We start from the raw sequence: 17,793 nt of genomic DNA, 5'->3' as shown, positions 1-17,793 counted from the left end.
GACGTGAGGATGACGAGATGAGTGCGGACACACGGCCCGCGGGGTGGGGCGAGGTCGACGAACCGGTCTTCTCCGGGCTGACCGAGCGGCACCGGCGGGAGCTGCACGTGCACTGCTACCGGATGCTCGGGTCGTTCGAGGACGCCGAGGACGCCGTGCAGGAGACGTTCCTGCGGGCGTGGCGGCGCCGGGAGACCTACGCGGGACGGTCGACGGTGCGCGCCTGGCTCTATCGGATCGCCACCAACGCCTGCCTGGACCTGCTGGCCAAGCGTCGCCCGCAACCGGCGACCGGCGGCGAGGTGCCCTGGTTGCAGCCCTACCCGGACCGACTGCTCGACGAGCTGCCCGCCGGCGACGCGGACGAGCCGGAGGCGGTCGCCGTCGCGCGGGAGACGATCGAGCTGGCGTACCTGGTCGCGGTCCAGCACCTCGCGCCGCGCCCACGCGCCGTGCTGATCCTGCGCGACGTGCTCGGCTGGCCGGCGCGGGACGTCGCCGAGCTGCTCGGCGACTCCGTCAACTCGGTGAACAGCGCGTTGCAGCGGGCCCGCGCCGGCATGCGCGCGCACCTGCCCGCCGAGCGACAGGACTGGACCGGCGGCGACGAGGACGCCGGCACCCGCGAGCTGGTGCGCCGCTTCACCGACGCCAGCGTCGACAAGGACATCGACCGGCTCGCCGCGCTGCTGCGCGACGACGTCCGCTGCTCGATGCCGCCCACGCCGGGCCTCCAGGTCGGCCGCGACGCGGTGGTCGGCGACTGGGTCGCGGACGGCTTCGGGGAGCTGGGGCGCCTACGCGCCGTCCCGACCGCGGTGAACCGGCAGCCCGCCGTCGCCTTCTATCTCTGGCGGGAGGGGGAGGGCGCGTACCTGCCGCTGACGCTCGACGCCCTGCGCGTCACCGACGGGGCGATCACCGAGATCGTCACGTTCCACGCCGACCAGTTCCCCCGGCTCGGCCTGCCCGAGCGCCTGCCGGCCGACGGCACCGAGTAGCCCCCGGTGCGGACGCTCACGCTGCCCGGCGGCGCGCGCGTCGCCGTGGTCGCGGCCCAGTGGCGCGACGCGTTCGCCGTCGTCACCCGCGGGCGGGTGCAGCTGGAGCTGCGCGACGGCGCACCCGGGCCGGTCCTCGGCCGCGACGCCTGCTTCTGGCTGCGCGACACCGGCGTACGCGCCCTGCGCAACCCCGACCGGCGCACCGCGACGGTGCGCATCCACACCCCCGACAACGAACCCTGGAGGAACGACATGACCAGCGGCAACGACACCGCGGTGGCCGCCGGACCGGTGGCGGGCCGGACCGGCCACCGCTTCCGCCGGCTCGCCGGCACCGGCCTGCTCGCCACGCTCGCGGCGGTGCTGGCCACCACGCTCGCCGCCGCGCTCGCCCGCGCCCTCGGCGTCGACTTCGCGATCCCCGACGGCGGCGAGCGGATCCCGCTGGGCGGGTTCGCGGTGGTGACCGGCTTCTTCTCGGTCGTCGGCGTGGTCCTCGCCGCCGCCCTGCTGCGGTGGAGCGCCCGCCCCGCCGCGCGGTTCGGGTGGACGGCCGGGACGCTGACCGCGATCTCGTTGGTCCCGCCGTTCCTGGTCGGGGCGGACGCCGCCACCGTCGCCGCGCTGGTCGGGCTGCACCTCGTCGCGGCGGCGGTGATGATCCCGGCCCTGGCCCGGAGCCTGCGCGCCGGGTGAGCCGGCGGCTCAGCTGCCGAGGGTGTACGTGCCGGCGCGGGGGACCGTCACCACGGTCCACCCGCCGTCGGCGGCGATCGTCGCGCCGCCGGTGACGGTCAGCCAGCGGTCGTGCCGGACCCGGACCGGGACCGGGCCGGGTCCGGGGGCGCTGAAGGTGACCGAGGCGCCGTCCTGCCGGACCAGCTCGCCGGGCGCGCCCACGAGCGGGGTGGGGTCGGCCACCGCGTACAGCCGCCAGTGCCGGCCCGACCAGACCTCGGTCAGGTACGGCTGGCCCGCGGTCACCAGCTCCGCCTCCGGCCGCCCCACCCAGGACAGCTCGACGTCCGGCACGGCCACGTACTGCACCGCGTTGTCGGCCAGCCAGGCCCGGTAGGAGTCGGGGGTCAGCGGGACGCCGGTGCCCGAGGCGCCGGGGACCGTGGTGAAGAACAGCGGGTTGCGGTCGATGTCGGCCTGCCGCAACCAGCCCCGGGCCAGCGGCACCTCGCCGAGGCGGGCGGCCTCCCAGTAGTTGCGCGTCGGCGGCACCTCCACCCGCCCGGTGAGCCCGCGCCGGTCCAGCTCCGCGCGCAGCGGCGCGAAGTAGGCCGGATCGGCCGTCGGGTCGCCGGCGCTGCGCAGGTCGGCGGTGACCACCGGCGGCTGCCACCAGCAGACCACCGCCAGCAGGGCGGCCAGTGCCACCGCGCCGGCGGCCCGGGGGAGCCGGCGCACGGTCGGCCACCGCGCGGTGAACCGGTCCGGCGGCGTCGCGGCGGCGGCCAGCACCGGCAGCGCGAACATCACCACCAGGCGGGTGGCGTTCAACCCGACCGGGGTGGGCAGCAGCGCCGCCGCCAGCACCCCCGCCCCGGACAGCAGCGCGCCCACCCGGACCGGCCGGTACGCCACCAGCGCCGCCACCAGCAGGCTCGTCACCACGGCGTGCGTCGTGTCCGCCCGGCTGATGTTCATCCAGCCGCCCTCGCCGAACAGCAGCCCGGTCACCGCCAGCGGGCCGGCCGCCGGCACGGCGAGCAGCAGGCCGTCGGCGTACCGGCGGGTCAGCAGCAGCGCGACGCCGGCCAGGCCGACGAAGAGCCCGGCCACCGGACTGGCCGCGGAGGCGAGCAGCGCGGCGACGCCGACTGCCGCGGCGCGTACCCACCCGGCGCGGAACCGCCGGGCCGGGCCGGCCGTCCCGGCGGGAGCGCCCGACGGCCGGCCGCCCGGGGCGGCGGGCAAGGTGAGCGCCAGCAGCGCGGCCAGGCCGAACGCGACGCCGAGGGCGTAGGTGACCCGGCCGGAGACCAGGTTGCCGGCGATGGTGACCACGCCGACCAGGCTGCCGAGCAGCGGGCGGGGCACCCGGAGCCGGACCAGCAGGGCCGCGAACGCGGTGGCCGAGGCGAACAGGGCGAGCGCGCCGGTGGGGCGTACCCCGAGTGCCGCCATCAGCGGCGGCGAGACGAGGCTGTAGCCCCACGGGTGCACCCCGCCGTACCAGCGCAGGTCGACCAGGGCGGACCCGTGCGCGGCGAAGAAGTCGGCGCGGGCGACCTGCGCGGACAGGTCCGACCCGGTGACCGGCAGAGTGAGCTGGAGCACGGCCAGGACGAGCGCCGACGCGGCGGACACCGCCACCACCCGAGTGCCCCGCATGCCCACCTCCTGATCGCGAACCACCGTACTGGCAGCATGTCGGACGTGCCTCACCACCTCTCGCGCTGGATCGGCCTGGCGGGCTCGGTGCTGCTCGCCGTGGCCGCCTTCCTCGGCGGCGCCCTGCCCGACGGCGAGCTGCGTCCGACGCCGGTCAGCATCTGGCAGGGCCCGAACGGTCCGCTGATCATCGGGCTCTGGCTGGTCGGCACCGGGCTGCTGGCATGGGCCTGGTGGTCGCTGCGCGACCGGGTGCCGTCCGCCCGCTGGGTGCTGGTCACGGTCGCGCTCTGGCTGCTGCCGATGCTGGTCGCCCCGCCGCTGGGCAGCCGCGACGTCTACGCCTACGCCTGCCAGGGGGCCAGCTTCTCGGGCGGCATCAACCCGTACGAGCAGGGCGTGTCCGCGCTGCCCTGCCCCTGGCTGGACACCATCTCGTTCATCTGGCGGGACACCCCGGCGCCGTACGGGCCGCTGTTCGTGCTGCTCTCCGGCGCGGTGGTCAAGGCCACCGGTTCGCTGTGGGGCGCGGTCGCGCTGTTCCGGCTGCTCGCCGTCGCCGGGGTGGCGCTGACCGCCTGGGCGCTGCCGGTGCTGGCCCGCCGCTGCGGGGTGCCGCCGGAGCGGGCGCTCTGGCTGGCGCTGGCCAGCCCGCTGGTGCCGGTGCACCTGGCCTCCGGCGCGCACAACGACGCGCTGATGGTCGGCCTGCTCGTCGCCGGGCTGGCCGTGGTGGCGGCCCGACCGGGTCGGCCGGGTCCGCTGCTCGCCGGTGGCGTGCTGCTCGGCCTGGCCGCCGGCGTCAAGATCACCGCGCTGGTGGTGCTGCCGTTCGCGGCGCTGGCCGCGATCGTCGGGCCGTACCGGATCCGGGCGCTGGTCCGCGACGGCGCGTGGGTGGTCGGCGGCGCGCTGGCGGCGCTGGCCGGCGCGACGCTCGCCGCCGGGCTGGGGCTCGGCTTCATCAGCGGGCTGGAGCAGGGCGGGCTGGTGGTGGCCTGGACCTCGCCGCCGACCGCGGTCGGGCAGACCGTGGGCTACCTGCTGGCGCCGTTCGGCGTGCACGTGGACGCGCTGCCGGTGACCCGGGCGATCGGCATGGTGGTGCTGGTCGCGGTGCTGGTCTGGCTCTGGTTCCGGTCCTGGCGCCGGGGCGAGCCGTTCTGGCACGCGGCGCTGGCGCTGACCGCCACCGTCGCGCTCTCCCCGCTGTTCCACCCCTGGTACTGGCTGTGGCCGCTGGCCGTGCTGGCCGCCACCGCGCGGCGGACCCGGTGGTTCGCGATCGTCACCGTGGTGTCGTCGTTCCTGGTGCTGGCCGACGGGACCGGTTTACCCCGGTACACCAAGATGCCGGGTGCGCCGCTGATGACGCTGTTCGTGATCGTGCTGGTCGTGCGGTTGGTACGGTCGGCCCGGAAGGGTCGGCAGCCGGTTCCCGTGTCCTGAGGAGTGTGCCGGTGAGCGAGCCCGACGCGCCGGTCCGACCGGTCGCCGCCAGCGTCGCCCGGTATGCCGGTCTCGCCGGCGCGATCCTGCTCACCCTCGCGGGCTGGCTCGGCGGGGCGCTGCCCGACGCGCCGCCGCGCGCCACGCTCGCCGGTCTCTGGCAGGCCCCGCACGGGCCGGCGACGCTGCTCTGCTGGCTGGTCGGCACGGCGCTGCTGGTGGGCGCCTGGTGGTCACTGCGCTGGGGCGCCCCGTCGGGCCGCTGGGCATACCTGACCGCCGGGCTCTGGACCCTGCCGCTGCTGGCCGCGCCGCCGCTGGGCAGCCGGGACGTCTACTCGTACGCCTGCCAGGGCTGGACCTGGACGCGCGGGGTCAGCCCCTACCGGGTGGGCGTCGCCGCGGCCGGCTGCCCGTGGACCGACTCGGTGTCGCCGATCTGGCGGGACACCCCCGCGCCGTACGGGCCGTTCTTCGTGCTGCTGGCCGGGCTGGCGGTGCTCGTCGGTGGCGGCCTGGTCGGGACGATCGTGGCGCTGCGGCTGGTCGCGGTGGCCGGGGTGCTGCTGGTCGCGCTCTGCCTGCCCGGCCTGGCCCGCGCCGCCGGGGTGCCGACCCGCCGCGCCGCCTGGCTGGTGCTCGCGTGCCCGCTGGTCGGGACCCACCTGGTGGCCGGCGCGCACAACGACGCGCTCGCGCTCGGGCTGCTCCTGCTCGGCCTGCTGGTGCTGGTCCGCCGGCCGGGCAGGCCGCGCGCGCTGCTGGTGGCCGGGGTGCTGCTCGGCCTGGCCGTGGCGGTGAAGGCGGTCGCCGTCGTGGCGCTGCCGTTCGCGGCGCTCGCCGCCGTGCTCGGCCGCTACACCTGGCGGGCGCTGCTGCGCGACGGCGGGCAACTGGCCGCGTCGGTGCTCGGCACGCTGCTGGTCGTCTCGCTCGCCACCGGCCTCGGGCTGGGCTGGATCGGCGGGCTCGGGCACAGCGGCGACTCGCAGCAGTGGACCTCCCCGCCCACCGCCGTCGGTCTCGTGATCGACTACGCCGGTGAGCTGGCCGGGCAGCGGCCCGCGGCGGTGCCGGTGGCCCGGACGGTCGCGCTGGTGCTGCTCGCCGGGACGCTCGTCGCGCTCTGGTGGCAGGCATGGACGGCGCTGCGGCGGCTCAACGACGTCCGGCAACGGGTGGCCCGGCTGACGTCGGCCCGCCCGCGGGTGGCGCTGCTCGGCGCGGGCCTGGCGCTCGCCGCCACCGTGCTGCTCGCCCCGGTCTTCCACCCCTGGTACGCGATCTGGCCGCTGACCCTGCTCGCGGTCGCGGCGGTGCCGCTGGCCCGGCAGGTGTGGTTCGTGGCACCTTGCGCGGTCGCGTCGGCGCTCACTCTGCCGGACGGATCCAATCTGGCCCGGTTCAGCAAGGCGCCGGGCGCGGTGCTGATGACGGTGCTGGTGGTGGTCGTCGCCGTCGTCGGTGTCCGGGCCGTGTTGCGCCGCCGTGCCGCGTGACACGGCCGGGCCGGCTGGACGGAGGTTCTCGCCGTGGCGGGCTGGTTCTAGGAGATCGCGGCGGGCCAGCGGTGCCTGCGCCACTCGTCCCAGCTGGCGAACCCTTCCGGTGGGTCGTCGACAGGTTCGCTGCCGTCCAGTTCCCCCGGCGTCGGGACGCTCATGCGGGCAGCCCACGTGGCGAGTTCCTCGTCGGACATGTGCCAGGTCGTGTGCGGCTCCTCGGCCAGCCGCCGGTCAAGTCGTTGCCGCTGCTCGGCCGGTGTGAGCTGGAAGTAGCGCATCGTCACCGACGCGCCGAGGTCGGCTGCTGCCTGACGTAGGGCCGAACGCTCATCCCGGCCCCAGAGGCCGAAGTCGATGACGACGTTGACGCCGAGTTCGAGCGCCCGCAGCGCGATCTCGATGAGCCGTCCCTCGATGACGTCGGAAGCCGACGGCGGGTTCGCCAACCCGTAGAGGGCCTTCACCCACTCGTCCTTCGTCAGACGAAGGGCCTTCTCCGCGACCTCAATGCGCCGCGCCTCCGTGGTCTTCCCGGTGCCCGGCAGTCCTACGGTCAGGAACAGCGTCGGTCGTGTCGTCATCACTACCCCTACGAGCGGTCGCCCCATCATCGCTGACGTCCGGCCATGCCGCGATCGGCGCGCGACCGTCACGTTCGACACGAAACGGCGGTCATGTCCGGCTGGGAGCCGGACATGACCGCCGTTTGTGAGGCCGGACCCGACTGGTGCGGGTCAGCGCCTCGATCTGTCTCAGCAGTCGAAGTACATCGCGAACTCGTGCGGGGTCGGGCGCAGGCGCACCGGGTCGACCTCGTTGGCCCGCTTCCAGTCGATCCAGGTGGAGATCAGGTCGGGCGTGAAGACACCGCCGTCGAGCAGGTAGTCGTGGTCGGCCTCCAGCGAGTCGAGCACGGCCGGCAGCGAGCCCGGCACCTGCTTGACGTCGCCCCACTCCTCCGGCGGGAGGTCGTAGAGGTCCTTGTCGATCGGGGCCGGCGGCTCGATCTTGCTCTTGATGCCGTCCAGGCCGGCCATCATCATCGCGGAGAAGGCGAGGTAGACGTTGGCCGAGGGGTCGGGGACGCGGAACTCGACGCGCTTGGCCTTGGGGTTGCTGCCGGTGACCGGGATGCGGGTGCAGGCGGACCGGTTGCGCTGGGAGTAGACCAGGTTGACCGGGGCCTCGAAGCCGGGCACGAGGCGCCGGTAGGAGTTGACGGTCGGGTTGGTGAACGCCAGCAGCGAGGGCGCGTGGTGCAGCAGGCCGCCGATGTACCAGCGGGCGGTGTCGGACAGGCCGGCGTAGCCGGTCTCGTCGTAGAACAGCGGTTCGCCGTTCAGCCAGAGGCTCTGGTGGGTGTGCATGCCGGAGCCGTTGTCACCGAACAGCGGCTTGGGCATGAACGTGGCGGTCTTGCCGTTGGCCCACGCCTCGTTCTTCACGATGTACTTGAAGAGCTGGAGCTGGTCCGCGGCGTGCAGCAGGGTCGAGAACCGGTAGTTGATCTCGGACTGGCCGGCGGTGCCCACCTCGTGGTGCGAGCGCTCCACGGTGAACCCGGTGTCGACCAGGCGCCGCACGATCGAGTCGCGCAGGTCGGCGTAGTGGTCGACCGGCGGGACGGGGAAGTAGCCGCCCTTGTAGGCGGTCTTGTAGCCGCGGTTGCCGCCCTCCTCGACCCGGCCGGTGTTCCAGGCGCCCTCGATCGAGTCGATGTAGTAGAACGACTGGTGCGCGGAGGTCTCGTGGCGGATCGAGTCGAAGATGTAGAACTCGGCCTCGGCCCCGAAGTAGGCGGTGTCGGCGATGCCGCTGGCGGCGAGGTAGGCCTCGGCCTTCTTGGCGACGTTGCGCGGGTCCCGGGAGTAGGCCTCCCGGGTGAACGGGTCGTGGATGAAGAAGTTGATCGCGACCGTCTTCTGCGCCCGGAACGGGTCGACGAAGGCGGTGGCCACGTCCGGGAGCAGGAGCATGTCCGACTCGTGGATGGCCTGGAAGCCGCGGATCGACGAGCCGTCGAACGCGAGGCCGTCGGTGAAGACGCTGTCGTCGAAGGACTCGACCGGCAGGTTGAAGTGCTGCATCACGCCGGGCAGGTCACAGAAACGTACGTCGACGAACTTCACGTCCTCGTTCTTGAGGTATCGCAGGAGTTCCTCGGGATTGGCGAACACACGTCCTCCTGGCAGGTCCACTCCGGTGGCTGGCTCCTGGCGACGCTATGGCCGGGCGGTTGCCCGGCCGTGTCTCCTCTGTTTCCGCCGTGTTACGTCGCTCGCGGAGCGTCATCCCCGCCCCGTCTGTGGTCATTTGTGGCGCTCGTCGGATTTACCGGTGGGTGCCGACGCGGCGCTACCCTGGCCGCTGTGACCGATACCGCCACCCCGGTGCCGCCCGCCACCGACCCCGCCTTCACGCCGCCCAGCCTCGGCCGCCGCTTCGGCGCGCTGCTCATCGACTGGATCCTGTGCCTGCTGGTCGCCGGCACCTTCGCCCACCCCACCCGGGACGGCTGGTCACCGGTCCTGGTGCTGGTCCTGGAGTACGGCTTCTTCCTCGGCCTGTTCGCCCAGACCCCGGGCATGTTCCTGACCCGGGTCCGCTGCGTGGCGTGGGCCGACGGCGGCCGGATCGGGATCGTCCGGGCGCTGCTGCGCGGCCTCCTGCTGGCCCTCGTCGTGCCGGCCCTGATCATGGACGAGCACCGGCGCGGCCTGCACGACCGCCTCACCGGCTCGGTCGTCACCGACGCGCCCCGCCGCTGACCCGCACCGAGAAGGAGCCGGCCCCCGTGGGGGACCGGCTCCTTCTCCGCGTACGTCTGACGTCAGCGACCCCGGGTCTGCCGGAACGCGCCGCGCGGCGGCCGCATGTTCTTCGGGACCGCGCCCTTGGGCATCTGCGGCCGCGCGGTCAGCGCCTTGAGGCGCTTGTCGAGGGCGTTGACGTCCTTGGGGGAGAGGCTGCGGGGCAGCCGCATCAGCGTCATCCGCAGCTTGCGGACCGGCAGCTCACCGTCACCCTGACCGATCACGTAGTCGTGCAGCGGGGCGCTGCCGATCACCTTGGCCAGCCGGCGCTTCTCCTGGCCGAGCAGGCCCCGGACGCGCTGCGGGTTCCCCTCGGCCAGCAGGATCACGCCGGGCCGGCCCACCACCAGGTGCACCATGTCCATCTGGGTGGTGGAGCTGACCGCCGGGGTGACCCGCCAGTCGCCGCGCATGCTCTCCATGATCTGCGCCGCCGCGCCGGGCTGCCCCTCGGCGGCGTTCATCATCGCCTTGTTGGACCGCAGGTTGAGCACGATCAGCACGGCGAGCAGGGTGAGCAGGATGCCGATCGGCAGCCAGAGCCAGCCCCAGGCGAGCACCGCGACCACGGTGAGCGCGAGCGGGATCAGCACCGCCGCCGCCGTCAGCGGCGCGAACCACTTGTCCTGCTTGGCGGTGAACCGGAACACCATCCCGATCTGCTTCAGCCGCTGGCCGAACGAGACCTTCTCCTGGGGCTTTGCCATGCCGCAGAGTCTAGTGGTCGGCGCCCGGCCCGTTGATCCGTGGCCGCCCCTTCCGGCGTCGGCTGAGTACCTTACGGCCGCGCCGGCCCTTTCCGGCCCCCGGGTAAGGAGGTGGGGCGGGCGAAGATCAGGCACCGTACCCATGCCCCGGGGGGACCTTCGCGCGGAAAGTCGATGTCGACAGGGACGGCACACCCCACGACAGGGAGATCGACGATGTTCGGCAACGACGCGGAATTTCTGCTCAGCATCCACCGCAGCCACGCCTCCGAGCTGCAGGCCGACGCGGCCCTCGACCGGCTCGCCCGGTCGCTGCCCCGCCGGCACGCGCACGGGTGGCTGGGCCGGCGTCAGCACACCGCCCGCACCACCGACGCCCGCCGGTGACCGCCCCGCCGGTCGCCGGCGCCGGCACCGAACCGGTCGTCGCCGGATCGGCGCGGAGGCCGGAGACCACGGGCCCGGTCCTCGCCGGTCCGGCCGCCACGGGGGCGGCCGGACCGGCGACGCCGGTTGGACCGGTCACGCCGTCGGACCGCCATGGCATGCTCGACGGCGTGACCGTACGCGCCGCCAGCACCGTGCTCGTCGGCCGGCAGCCCGAGCTGGCCGTGCTGCGCGAGGCGCTGGCCCGGGCCCGCGGCGGCGACCCGACCACGGTGCTGGTCGGCGGGGAGGCCGGCGTCGGCAAGACCCGACTGATCGAGGAGTTCGGCGCCCACGTCGCCGCGGCCGGAGCGCGGCTGCTGGTCGGCCACTGCCTCGAACTGGGCGAGGCCGGCCTGCCCTTCGCCCCGTTCGCGGCCGCGCTGCGCGACGTGCTGCGGCACGACGGCCCGACGGTCTTCGCCGGCTACGAGGCGGAGTTCGCCCGGCTGCTGCCGGAGCTGGCCCGGATGCCGGCCGGCGCCGCCGCGCCCGCCGGGCCGGCCCTCGCCGACACCCCGCGCGGCTACCTGTTCGACCTGGTCGCCGACCTGTTCCGGCGCATCGCCGAGGAACGCCCGCTGGTGCTGGTGATCGAGGACCTGCACTGGGCCGACCGGTCCACCCGCGACCTGATCGGGTTCCTGGTGCGCGCCGCCCGCGCCACCCGCCTGCTGGTCGTCTGCACCTACCGCACCGACGAGCTGCACCGCGGCCACCCGCTGCGGCCCTTCCTCGCCGAGCTGGACCGGGTCCGGGGCGTGGACCGGATCGAGCTGGGCCGGCTCGACCACGACGGCACCGCCGCCGTGCTCGCCGACCTGCTCGGCGCGGAGCCGGCCGCCCGCGCCGTCGACGACGTGCACGACCGCACCCAGGGCAACCCGTTCTTCATCGAGGAGCTGGCCGCCGCCGGCGGGCCCATCGGCTGCGCCACCATCCCGGAGACGCTGCGGGACCTGCTGTTGGCCCGCGTCGACCGGCTGACCGAGCCGGCCCAGCGGGTGCTGCGGATCGCCGCCGCCGGCGGCACCCGCTTCGCCCATCAACTTCTCGCCGAGGTGGCCGGGCTGCCCGAGGCCGAGCTGGAGGACGCGCTGCGCGCCGCCGTCGCCGGTCAGCTCGTGGTCGCCGACCCGGACGGGGACTACGAGTTCCGGCACGCGCTGGTCCGCGAGGCGGTGCACGACGACCTGCTCCCCGGCGAGCACGCCCGACTGCACGCCCGCTACGCCGCCGCGATCGAGGCGCAGCCGCACCTGGTGGCCGCCGGTCGTGCCCCGGCCGAGATCGCCCACCACTGGTACGCCGCACACGACCACCCCCGCGCCCTCACCGCGGCCCGGGTCGCCGCCGCGGCGGCGGCCGAGCGATACGCGTACGCCGAGCAGAGCCGGCTGCTGGAGCGCGTCCTCGAACTGTGGGAGCTGGTCCCCGACGCCGCGGACCGTCTCGGCATGGACCACCTGCGGGTGCTGGAGGAGACGCTCACCGCCGCCGTCACCGCGGGTGACCTCGGCCGGGCGCTCACCCTCACCCGGGCCGCGCTGGCCGAGGTCGACTCCACCGCCGAGCCGCTGCGGGCCGCCGCCCTGCTCGACCAGCGGGGCCGGCTGCTCGCCCTGCTCGGCAAGAGCGACGGCGCCGCCGAGCTGCGCGAGGCGTACCGGCTGGCGGCCGGCGCGCCGGGCGGCGCGGACCGGCTCGGCGTGCTGGCCGACATCGCGGCGCACCTGATGAAGGTCGACCCGGGGGAGGCCGCCTCGGTGGCCGCCGAGGCGATGGCCGGCGCGGCCGAGATCGGCAGCACCGACCTGGCGCTTCTGCCCACCCGGATCGCGGTGCTGCACCGCACCGAGGACACCCCCGACCTCGGGCTGGCCGAGCTGCGCCGGGTGGAGGCGCGGGCCCGGGCCGCCGGCGACTCACGGGCGCTGGTCAGTGCCCTGGTCTTCCTCTCCGACGTGCTCTACGAGCTGGGCCGGTACGCCGAGTCCGAGGAGGCCGCGGCGGCCGGGGTGAGCGAGGCGCGTCGGGTCGGGATCAGCCGTTCGATCGGCGCCTACCTGCTGTCCAACCGGGCCGAGGCGCTGATCGCCCTGGGGCGGTGGGACGAGGCCGACGACACCTGCGCGGAGGCGGCCCGGATCGATCCGCCGGGTATGACCGGCCTGCACTGGCTGCAACTGCGGGCCGGGCTCCGGCTGGCCCGGGCGCATCCCGCGGCCGACGAACTGGTCGGGCGGGCGCTGGCGTTCCTGGGCCGGCCCTATCTCTGGCCGAACCACCGCCTGCCGCTGCACGAGCTGCGCGTGGAAGCGGCCCTGGCGGCCGACGACAAGGTGGAGGCGGTACGCGCGGCCTGCGCCGCCCTGGCCGACGCGCACCTGGCCGACCGGCCCCGCGAGGGGTGGCCGGTGCTCCACGTGGCGGCCCGCGCCGCCGTGTTGGCCGGTGACGCGGCACTGGCCGGTGAGGTCTCCGCGCTGGCCGCCGTGCTGCCCGTCCGGCACCCGGCCGAGCGCGCCCACCGCGCGCAGGTCGCCGCGATCCTGACCGGCCCCGGCGCGGGCGGTGAGGCACTGGGCGCGTGGCGGTCGGCGGTGGCGCAGTGGCGGGCGACCGGGCAGCCGTACCCGTTGGCTCGGGCGCTGCTCGGGCTGGCCGAGGCCGCCGCGGCGGCCGGCGAGCGGGACGAGGTGGCCGCCGCCGTCCGGGAGGCGGCCGAGGTGGCCGATCGCCTGGGCGCCACCCCGCTGGGGGAGCAGGTGGCCACGCTGGCGCGCCGGGTCGGGCTGCGCGGCACCGGCCGGCCGGGGCCGGACCTGTTGACCAGCCGGGAGCGGGAGGTGCTGCGGCTGGTCGCCGAGGGGCACAGCAACAGCCGGATCGCCGAGCGGCTCTTCATCTCGCCGAAGACGGCCAGCGTGCACGTCTCCCGGATCATCGCGAAGCTGGACGTGACCAACCGGGTGGAGGCCGCCGCGCTGGCCCACCGCCTCGGTCTGCTCGACCCGCCGCCGCCGCCCGCGCCGACGCAGCGCCGGGCCCGGTAGTCCTCCGCGCCGACCGGCGGCGCGGAGGACGAGCCGTCAGCGGGTGGCGACGACTTCCTGGCGGGCGGCGAGCGCCTGCTGGTAGAGCCGCCCGGCCCGGTACGACGAGCGGACCAACGGCCCGCTCATCACGCCGGCGAAGCCGATCTCCTCGGCCTCCTCGCGCAGCTCGACGAACTCCTCCGGCTTGACCCAGCGGGTGACCGGGTGGTGCCGGGGGGAGGGGCGCAGGTACTGCGTGATGGTGATCAGCTCGCAGCCGGCCTCGTGCAGGTCGCGCAGCGCCTGGGAGATCTCGGCGCGCTCCTCGCCCATGCCGAGGATGAGGTTGCTCTTGGTGACCAGGCCGTCGGCCCGGGCCTGCCGGATCACGTCGAGCGAGCGCTCGTAGCGGAACGCCGGGCGGATCCGCTTGAAGATGCGCGGCACCGTCTCGACGTTGTGCGCGAGCACCTCCGGGCGCGAGCCGAAGACCTCGGCGAGCTGCTCGGGAACCGCGTTGAAGTCGGGGATCAGCAGCTCGACGCCGCAGCCGGACTGGAGGGCATGGATCTGCCGGACCGTCTCGGCGTAGAGCCAGGCGCCGCCGTCGGGCAGGTCGTCACGGGCCACGCCGGTGATGGTCGCGTAGCGCAGGCCCATCGCGGCGACGGACTCGGCGACCCGGCGCGGCTCGTCGGCGTCGAACTCGGCCGGCTTGCCGGTGTCGATCTGGCAGAAGTCACAGCGCCGGGTGCACTGGTCGCCGCCGATGAGGAAGGTGGCCTCCCGGTCCTCCCAGCACTCGTAGATGTTGGGGCACCCGGCCTCCTGGCAGACGGTGTGCAGCCCTTCGCGCGAGACGAGCCCGCGCAGCTGGGTGTACTCCGGCCCCATCTTGGCCTTGACCTTGATCCACGGCGGTTTGCGCTCGATCGGCGTCTCGGCGTTGCGCGCTTCGATCCGCAGCAGGCGCCGCCCCTCCGGGGCGGCGGTCGCGGTGCGCGCTGGCTGCTCAGTCGTCGGCGCGTTTTGCTCGATCGTCACGAAATCGAGCCTACGCCGGTCGGCGGCGGTCGATGAACGTCGGGCGACGGCCGTCACCCCGGAAACGTTGTGACACCGGACACGAGCGGTCAAAAAACCCCGTCACATTCCGGCGATCGTGGTGCTAGCGTGCCGGGCAGAGCTGCGACGGAGCCGAGTAGCGGACCGACCCGCCAGCCCAGAGAGCCGCCGGTTGCTGCGAGGCGGTCTGGCGCCGGCCCGCGAAGACCCTCCCGAGCTGCGGGAGGAACGGCCGCGTGTAAGGAAGGGCCCCTTCTTAACGTCTCCGGTAGAGGCGGGGCCCCCTTCTAACACCCGCGCCCAGTAGAACCCGCCCGGCTGGCCCCGGTGAAAAGGCGACGAACGAGGCTCCCGTTTCGGCGGGGGCGAAGGTGTGGTGGCACCGCGAGGTTCCCGCTCGCCCACGCCTCTCTGCGGATCGCGTTGCGAACGACCGAGGAGGTAGCCACCGTGCAACGCATCCTGTCCTCCCAGCTCACCCACCATGTCGGCGCGACCGTCCGGCTCGCCGGCTGGGTCCACCGCCGCCGGCTGCTCAAGTCGGTGGCGTTCCTGATCGTCCGGGACGCCGCCGGGCTCGCCCAGGTGGTGGTCGCCGCGCCCGACGTGCGTGCGCAGGTCGAGGCGCTGACCGAGGAGACCGTCGTCGAGGTGGTCGGCACCGTGGTAGCGAACCCCGCCGCGCCCGCCGGGGTCGAGGTCGTCGAGCCGACGGTACGTCCGCTCGGCCCGCCCGCCGTACCGCCCCCGTTCGACCTGTACCGGCCGGCGCTCACCGCGAGCCTGCCCACCCAGCTCGACCACGCGCCGACCGCGCTGCGCCACCCCACCCGGTCCGCCGCGCTGCGGATCTCGGCGGCGGCGGTGGCCGGTTTCCGGGCCACGCTCGACGCGCGACGGTTCGTCGAGGTGCACACGCCGAAGGTGGTCGGCTCGTCCACCGAGAGCGGCGCGAACGTGTTCGCGCTGGACTGGTTCGGCCGGCCCGCCTACCTGGCCCAGTCGCCGCAGTTCTACAAGCAGCTCATGGTGGGCGTCTTCGAGCGGGTGTACGAGGTGGGGCCGGTGTTCCGCGCCGAGCCGCACGACACGGTGCGCCACCTGGCGCAGTACACCTCGCTCGACGTCGAGCTGGGGTTCGTGACCGACCACCGGGACGTGATGGCGGTGCTGCGGGACACGGTGGCCGGGATGCTCGCGGCCGTGGCGGACCGGGCCGGCGCCGCGCTGGGCACGCTCGGCGTCACGGTGCCGCCGGTGCCCGCCGAGATCCCGGCGGTCCACTTCACCGATGCGCTGACGATCGCCGGCGCCCCGGCCGACGAACCCGACCTGGCTCCCGCCCACGAGCGGGCGCTGGGGGAGTGGGCCCACGCCGAGCACGGCAGCGACTTCCTCTTCGTCACCGGCTACCCGATGGCGAAGCGCCCCTTCTACACCCACCCGGACCCGGCCCGGCCGGCGTACTCCAACGGGTTCGACCTGCTGTTCCGCGGCGTCGAGCTGGTCACCGGCGGGCAGCGGCTGCACCGGCACGCCGACTACCTGGCCGCGTTGGCGGCCCGGGGGGAGCCGGTGGAGCCCTACGCCGGGTACGTGGACGCGTTCCGGCACGGGATGCCGCCGCACGGCGGCTTCGCGATCGGGCTGGAACGGTTCGTCGCCCGGCTCACCGGCGCGGCGAACGTTCGCGAGGTGACCGCCTTCCCGCGCGACCTGCACCGCCTGACGCCGTGACCGACCCGGCCGGCCCGGCGTCGTCGGGCCGGCCGGACCGGACGAGGGCACGCGTCAACCGGCCAACTCGGCCCGGCGGTGTCGAAGATGCGCGGCCTGGGGTTCGTTCAGCTCCAGCGTCAACGCTCGGTCGTAGGCGGCCACCGCCTCGACCCACCGACCCAGGCGCCGCAGCAGTTCGGCCCGGGCAGCGTGCCACCACGGATAGCCGGCCAGCCCGTCGATCGAGTCGACCAGGGCCAGCCCGGCCCCGGGGCCGTCCCGCTCGGCCACTGCCACAGCCCGATTGAGGCGGACCACCGGCGTGTCCCACAGCCGGAGCAGCACGTCGTACCAGGAGATCACGGCCTCCCACGGTGTCTGCGGCCAGCTCGGGGCGAGCGCGTGGCAGGCAGCGATGGCGGCCTGCACCGCGTACCGGTCGGGTCGGTGCGGGGCGCGACGCAGCGCCCGCCCGACCAGGGTGACCCCTTCGACGATCGCGTCCCGGTCCCAGGTCGACCGGTCCTGCTCGGCCAGCAGGAGCAGCCGCCCGTCCGGACCGCGTCGGGCGTGGCGGCGGGAGTCCTGCAGCAGGAGCAGCGCGAGCAGGCCCAGCACGGTGGGCTCGTCCGGCATCAACTCCGCGAGCAACCGGGCCAACCGGATCGCCTCGTCGGCCGTCGCGCCGCGCACGAGGTCGGCTCCGGCGCCGGCCGCGTACCCCTCGTTGAAGATCAGGTAGATGGTGGTGGCGACACCGGTGAGCCGGTCCGGCAACTGCTCCGCCTCCGGTACCCGGTAGGGGATCCGGGCCTGAGTGATCTTCTGCTTGGCGCGGGTGAGCCGCTTGGCCATCGTGTCCTCGGCGACCAGCAACGCGCGGGCCACCTCCGCGGTGGTCAACCCGCCGAGGGTACGCAGAGCCAGCGCCACCTGCGCGTCCAGCGACAGCGCCGGATGGCAGCAGGTGAACACCAGCCGCAGCAGGTCGTCGCGAACCGCTCCGGGTGGATCGGGGGGAACGTCGCGCAGGGCCATCGCCTCGGCCTCCTTCCCGGCCCGGTTGGCCTCCCGACGGATCAGGTCGATCGCGCGGCGGCGGGCCACCACGAGCAGCCAGGCCCGCGGGTTGTCCGGCACGCCGTCGCGCGGCCACACCTCCAGCGCGCGCACCACCGCGTCCTGGGTGGCGTCCTCGGCGAGGTCGACGCTGCCGGTGACGCGGATCAGCGTGGCCAGGATCCGCGCCCGCTCGTCGCGGACCACCCGGGCCACGGCCGCGTCACCGGGCAACGCCGCCATCTCAGAACTGGATGACCGGCCGGACCTCGACCGCCCCGGCCCACGCCGCCGGGATGGTGGCCGCGATCCGCACCGCCTCGTCCAGGTCGGCGCACTCCAGCAGGTAGAAGCCGGTCAGCGCCTCCTTGGTCTCGGCGTACGGGCCGTCGGTGGTGAGGATCTCGCCACCCTTGCCGGAGACCCGGACCGTGGTGGCGGTCGCGGTCGGGTACAGCGCGTTCCCGCCTCTGATCACCGCCGCGGCGGCCGCCCCGAACTCGTTGTACTCCCGCATCTCGGCGGCGTGTTCGGGCCGGGTCCAGTCGACGTCGGCGGCGTAGATCAGCGCGGCGTACAGGGGCATGGTCGCCTCCGGTGAACTCGGTGGCCGGCGTGTTCGCCGGCCTTCACCATAGGGACGATCGGCCTGCCGGCCGGCGGGA

Annotated in this window: 15 protein-coding genes; 8 read left to right on the top strand and 7 right to left on the bottom strand. The window is 74.7% G+C overall.

Annotated features, from left to right (window positions below; translation table 11 throughout):
- The first annotated feature begins 17 nt into the window (after nt 1-17).
- Both ACN27B_RS01445 and ACN27B_RS01440 read left to right on the top strand, forming a co-directional pair.
- Entirely contained in the window at nt 18-1,001 is a 984-nt protein-coding gene (locus tag ACN27B_RS01445) for an RNA polymerase subunit sigma-70 (protein WP_422743129.1), read from the top strand.
- Between the two features lie 6 nt (nt 1,002-1,007).
- A complete protein-coding gene (locus ACN27B_RS01440; protein WP_422743127.1) occupies nt 1,008-1,700 on the top strand; it encodes a DUF6069 family protein in 693 nt (230 codons plus the stop codon).
- 9 nt (nt 1,701-1,709) lie between these two features.
- Here the strand turns inward: ACN27B_RS01440 and ACN27B_RS01435 are convergent, their stop codons facing one another.
- Nucleotides 1,710-3,347: a hypothetical protein gene (locus tag ACN27B_RS01435; RefSeq protein ID WP_422743125.1), complete on the bottom strand. Its 1,638-nt coding sequence runs from the start codon at nt 3,345-3,347 to the stop codon at nt 1,710-1,712.
- On the opposite strand from ACN27B_RS01435, the gene mptB (ACN27B_RS01430) reads away from it, so the two are divergent.
- Nucleotides 3,246-4,796, top strand: coding sequence for a polyprenol phosphomannose-dependent alpha 1,6 mannosyltransferase MptB (gene mptB / locus ACN27B_RS01430; RefSeq protein ID WP_172968083.1), 1,551 nt, complete (start codon nt 3,246-3,248; stop codon nt 4,794-4,796). The two genes, ACN27B_RS01435 and mptB (ACN27B_RS01430), sit on opposite strands and share 102 nt — an antisense overlap.
- An 11-nt stretch (nt 4,797-4,807) precedes the next feature.
- Nucleotides 4,808-6,295 (top strand): polyprenol phosphomannose-dependent alpha 1,6 mannosyltransferase MptB, encoded by a 1,488-nt coding sequence (gene mptB / locus ACN27B_RS01425; protein ID WP_422743123.1) that lies wholly within the window; start codon nt 4,808-4,810, stop codon nt 6,293-6,295.
- A 47-nt stretch (nt 6,296-6,342) separates the two neighbouring features.
- On the opposite strand, the gene ACN27B_RS01420 is transcribed toward mptB (ACN27B_RS01425), so the two are convergent.
- A complete protein-coding gene (locus ACN27B_RS01420) occupies nt 6,343-6,882 on the bottom strand; it encodes an ATP-binding protein (protein WP_099164979.1) in 540 nt (179 codons plus the stop codon).
- Between the two features lie 171 nt (nt 6,883-7,053).
- Complete coding sequence (gene glnA, locus ACN27B_RS01415) at nt 7,054-8,478, bottom strand: type I glutamate--ammonia ligase (protein WP_422743121.1); 1,425 nt, start codon at nt 8,476-8,478, stop codon at nt 7,054-7,056.
- A 192-nt stretch (nt 8,479-8,670) separates the two neighbouring features.
- On the opposite strand from glnA, the gene ACN27B_RS01410 reads away from it, so the two are divergent.
- Nucleotides 8,671-9,069, top strand: a complete 399-nt coding sequence (locus ACN27B_RS01410) for an RDD family protein (protein ID WP_091573167.1) — start codon at nt 8,671-8,673, stop codon at nt 9,067-9,069.
- 62 nt (nt 9,070-9,131) lie between these two features.
- Here the strand turns inward: ACN27B_RS01410 and ACN27B_RS01405 are convergent, their stop codons facing one another.
- Nucleotides 9,132-9,821 carry a DUF4191 domain-containing protein gene (locus tag ACN27B_RS01405; protein WP_091573168.1) on the bottom strand — a complete coding sequence of 230 codons (690 nt, stop codon included), beginning with the start codon at nt 9,819-9,821 and terminating at the stop codon, nt 9,132-9,134.
- Between the two features lie 216 nt (nt 9,822-10,037).
- Between ACN27B_RS01405 and ACN27B_RS01400 the strand changes: the two genes are divergently transcribed.
- A complete protein-coding gene (locus ACN27B_RS01400; RefSeq protein WP_172967948.1) occupies nt 10,038-10,208 on the top strand; it encodes a hypothetical protein in 171 nt (56 codons plus the stop codon).
- Nucleotides 10,209-10,378: 170 nt separating this feature from the next.
- Nucleotides 10,379-13,303: a helix-turn-helix transcriptional regulator gene (locus tag ACN27B_RS01395; protein WP_422743118.1), complete on the top strand. Its 2,925-nt coding sequence runs from the start codon at nt 10,379-10,381 to the stop codon at nt 13,301-13,303.
- A 36-nt stretch (nt 13,304-13,339) separates the two neighbouring features.
- Here the strand turns inward: ACN27B_RS01395 and lipA are convergent, their stop codons facing one another.
- Nucleotides 13,340-14,386: a lipoyl synthase gene (lipA, locus tag ACN27B_RS01390; RefSeq protein WP_172967949.1), complete on the bottom strand. Its 1,047-nt coding sequence runs from the start codon at nt 14,384-14,386 to the stop codon at nt 13,340-13,342.
- A gap of 414 nt (nt 14,387-14,800) precedes the next feature.
- On the opposite strand from lipA, the gene aspS reads away from it, so the two are divergent.
- Complete coding sequence (aspS, locus tag ACN27B_RS01385; protein ID WP_099164202.1) at nt 14,801-16,087, top strand: aspartate--tRNA(Asn) ligase; 1,287 nt, start codon at nt 14,801-14,803, stop codon at nt 16,085-16,087.
- 54 nt (nt 16,088-16,141) lie between these two features.
- Here the strand turns inward: aspS and ACN27B_RS01380 are convergent, their stop codons facing one another.
- The gene (locus ACN27B_RS01380) at nt 16,142-17,371 is read right to left on the bottom strand and encodes an RNA polymerase sigma factor (RefSeq protein ID WP_099164203.1); all 1,230 of its coding nucleotides are present in this window, start codon (nt 17,369-17,371) and stop codon (nt 16,142-16,144) included.
- A 1-nt stretch (nt 17,372) separates the two neighbouring features.
- Nucleotides 17,373-17,714, bottom strand: coding sequence for a YciI family protein (locus tag ACN27B_RS01375; protein ID WP_099164204.1), 342 nt, complete (start codon nt 17,712-17,714; stop codon nt 17,373-17,375).
- Nucleotides 17,715-17,793 lie beyond the last annotated feature (79 nt).

The sequence above is a fragment of the Micromonospora sp. WMMD754 genome, assembly GCF_049315235.1.
Classification (GTDB): Bacteria; Actinomycetota; Actinomycetes; order Mycobacteriales; family Micromonosporaceae; genus Micromonospora; species Micromonospora sediminicola.
Note: the sequence above shows the minus strand (reverse complement) of the source record. Positions and strands in the feature narration are given on the sequence as shown.